The organism is Sphaerotilus sp. (assembly GCF_041083715.1).
In the GTDB taxonomy this organism is placed as follows: Bacteria; Pseudomonadota; Gammaproteobacteria; order Burkholderiales; family Burkholderiaceae_C; genus Sphaerotilus.
The window spans coordinates 1-3,284 of sequence record NZ_JBFPGY010000125.1; the positions used below are offsets into that span (position 1 = coordinate 1).

Annotated in this window: 2 protein-coding genes and 1 pseudogene; all 3 read left to right on the forward strand. The window is 72.2% G+C overall.

Annotation, left to right across the window (positions count from 1 at the left end; translation table 11 throughout):
- Nucleotides 1-1,708: FAD-dependent oxidoreductase (locus AB3X43_RS05930; RefSeq protein ID WP_369428945.1), on the forward strand; the 1,708-nt coding region annotated here is incomplete at its 5' end.
- A gap of 1 nt (nt 1,709) precedes the next feature.
- Nucleotides 1,710-2,810 (forward strand): FAD-dependent oxidoreductase, encoded by a 1,101-nt coding sequence (locus AB3X43_RS05935; protein ID WP_369428946.1) that lies wholly within the window; start codon nt 1,710-1,712, stop codon nt 2,808-2,810.
- Nucleotides 2,811-2,941: 131 nt separating this feature from the next.
- Nucleotides 2,942-3,284 (forward strand): annotated as a pseudogene (locus tag AB3X43_RS05940) (hypothetical protein); the annotation flags it as partial.

The window sequence follows — 3,284 nt, forward strand, 5'->3', positions numbered from 1 at the left end:
CAATCTGGTGATGGGTCTGACGAAGATGCCGGCGCGCCGCTACGCCTGGGTGAGCCAGCTCGGCATGCTGCCGGGCACGCTGGTCTACGTGAACGCGGGCACGGCGCTGGGCGGGCTGCAGTCGCTCCCGGGCATCGTGTCGCCGCAATTGCTCGGGGCCTTCGCGCTGCTGGCGGTGTTTCCGTGGATCGCGCGGGCGGTGCTCGGTGGCTGGCAGGCGCGCCGTGTGCAGCAGCCCTGGGCCGCGCAGCGGCCGAAGCGCTACGACCGCAACCTGGTCGTCATCGGCGCCGGTGCCGCCGGTCTGGTGACGAGCTACATCGCGGCTGCCGTGCGCGCCAAGGTCACGCTGGTCGAGGCGCACCGGATGGGCGGCGACTGCCTGAACACCGGCTGCGTGCCGAGCAAGGCGCTCCTGCGTGCCGCCAGGCTGGCGCACGAGGTGACGCGGGCGGGCGAGTTCGGCCTGGTTGCCACGCCGGCCGCGGTCGATTTCGCGGCCGTGATGGACCGGGTCGCCGACGCTGTGCGGGGCGTGGCGCCGCACGACTCGGTCGAACGCTACACGGCGCTGGGGGTCGATGTGCGCCCAGGCCATGCGCGGCTGGTCGATCCGTGGCACGTCGAGATCACCGCGGCGGACGGCACGCGCGAGGTGCTGAGCACCCGCGCCACCGTCATCGCCACCGGCGCGGCCCCGACGGTGCCGCCGCTGCCGGGTCTGCAGGACGTGGCCTTCCTGACCAGCGACACGCTGTGGGGACTGCGTGTGGCGCCGCGGCGGCTCGCGGTGCTGGGCGGGGGGCCGATCGGCTGCGAACTGGCGCTGGCGCTGGCGCGGCTCGGCTGCGGGGTCACGCTGGTGGAGCAGGCACCGCGGCTGCTGGTCCGCGAGGACGACGAGGTGAGCGCGCTGGCTGCCGGCAGCCTGCGTGGCGCGGGTGTGGTGCTTCGGCTCGGCGCGGCCGTGCAGCGCGCCGAGGCCAGTGCGGCAGGGGCGCCGGATGGTGTGCTGCACCTGGCCGATGGCACGACCGTCGGGTTCGACCGGCTGCTGGTCGCGGTCGGCCGCTCGGCGCGGCTGCAGGGCTTCGGGCTGGAAGCGCTCGGCATCCCGGCCGGCCGCACCATCGAGACCAACGAATTCCTCGAAACCCTGCACCCGAACATCTACGCCTGCGGAGACGTTGCCGGGCCTTGGCAGTTCACGCACGCGGCGGGTCATCAGGCCTGGTCCGCGGCAGTGAACGCGCTGTTCGGGCAGTTCAGGCGCTTTCGCGTCGATGGCCGGGTGATGCCGGTGATCACCTTCCTCGATCCCGAGATCGCCCGCGTCGGCCTGAACGCGCGCGAGGCGGCCGCGCAGGGCGTGGCGGTCGAGGTGACGCGCTACCCGCTCGATGACCTGGACCGCGCCATCGTCGAGCGCGAGACCACCGGCTTCATCCAGGTCCTGACCGAGCCGGGGCGTGACCGGATCCTCGGGGTCACCATCGTGGGTGCCCATGCGGGCGAGCTGCTCGCCGAGTTCACGCTGGCGATGCGGCACGGGCTGGGGCTGAACAAGATCCTCGGCACGGTCCACCCGTATCCGAGCTGGTCGGACGCGGCCAAGCTGACCGCCGGACGCTGGAAGGATGCCCACAAGCCGGCAGGTGTCCTGCGCTGGCTGGCGCGCTACCACGCCTGGCGCCGCGGCGGTGGCTGAGATGCAGCGGCTGGTGCTGCTCGGTGGCGGCCACGCGCAACTGGCGGTAGTGCAGGCGCTGGCGCAGCACCGCCGGTCCCCTGTCGAGACGGTGCTTGTCACCCCGGCGCCGCGGCAGGTCTATTCCGGCATGCTGCCCGGCTGGCTGGCGGGGCACTACACCGAGGCGCAGTGCGTGATCGCGCTGGCGCCACTGGCCACCGCGGCGGGTGTGACGCTGCGGCAGGCGACAGCGGTCGGGCTGGATGCGTCCGCGCGCATGGTGCAGCTCGACGACGGCGGCGTGCTTGGCTATGACGTGCTGTCGGTCAACACCGGCCCGGTGCAGGATCCGCGTTCCTGGGGCGCGGCTGGCGTGCCGACGCTGCGACCTGTCGAGGACTGGCTGGCCCGGACCACCCGCCGTCTGGCCGTGGCGCCGCCGCGGCGGGTGGTCGTGGTGGGCGGCGGTGCAGCGGGGTTCGAGCTGGCGCTGGCATGGCGGTACCGACTGGGTGCGGTGGCGGAGGTGGCCATCGTCACGGGCGTGTCCGGGCTGCTGGCGAATTACCCTGGTGCCGTGCAGCGACTGGGCGCACGGGCCTTGGCCGAACGGGGGGTGCGGTGCATCGCAGGCGCTGCCCGCGAGATCGTGTCCGACGCGGTGGTGACCGCGGATGGCCGGATCTGGGCGGCCGACGAGATCGTGCTGGCCACCGGCACGGTGGCGCCGCGCTGGCTGCAGGGCAGCGGGCTGGCGCTGGCGCCGGATGGCGGTCTGGCGACCTTGCCGACGCTGCAGAGCGTGTCGCACCCGGAGGTGTTCGCCGCGGGGGACGTCGCCAGCCGCCTCGACCAGCCGCTGCCGAAGAGCGGTGTCTATGCGGTGCGGGCTGGCGCGGCACTGGCCGCGAATGTGCTCGGCCGATTGGCGGGGCGGGCGCCTGTGCCGTGGGCGGCGCCGGTGCGCACGCTCAACCTGCTGTCGCTGGGCGAGCGCAGCGCCATCGCTGCCTGGGGGCCGCTGGCGGTGCAAGGAGGCTGGGTCTGGCGCTGGAAAGACCGGATCGACCGCGGTTTCATGGCACGCCACGGCACCGGATCCGGTCCGGTCGCGACATAAAACGAAACACGACGATACCTGCGGGAAAGGACAGCGCAGCATCGGGCGGGCACGATGGAGTCCATGTTGCAGCCGGTCTCCGATCGGATGGCACCACCCACCAAGTCCACTCCGCAAAAGGAAACCTCACCATGCGTCCCCTGATCAAGCGCTCCCTGTTCGCCATTGCCGCTGCCGGTCTCGTTGTCGGTCTGTCCGCCTGTGGTCACACGCCGTTCAGCGGTGAAGGCCGTGGCGAAGGCCGCGGTGACCGTGAACACTCCATGGGCATGATGGGCCATGGCCAGCACAGCGAAGCCGACATGCAGAAACACCGTGACCGCATGGTCGAGCGGGCCACCACCGAACTGTCGCTCGATGCCGCCCAGAAGGCCAAGCTCGTGACCCTGATCGACACCATGCACGCCAAGCGCATGGCCATGATGGCGGCCAACGGCGGGCAGATGGGGCAAGGCAACGGCGGCATGATGCCCC

What these genes read in the sequence shown, in the direction of transcription:
- AB3X43_RS05935 (WP_369428946.1), top strand. Translation starts at nt 1,710, where the DNA reads ATGCAGCGGCTGGTGCTGCTCGGTGGCGGCCACGCGCAACTGGCGGTA.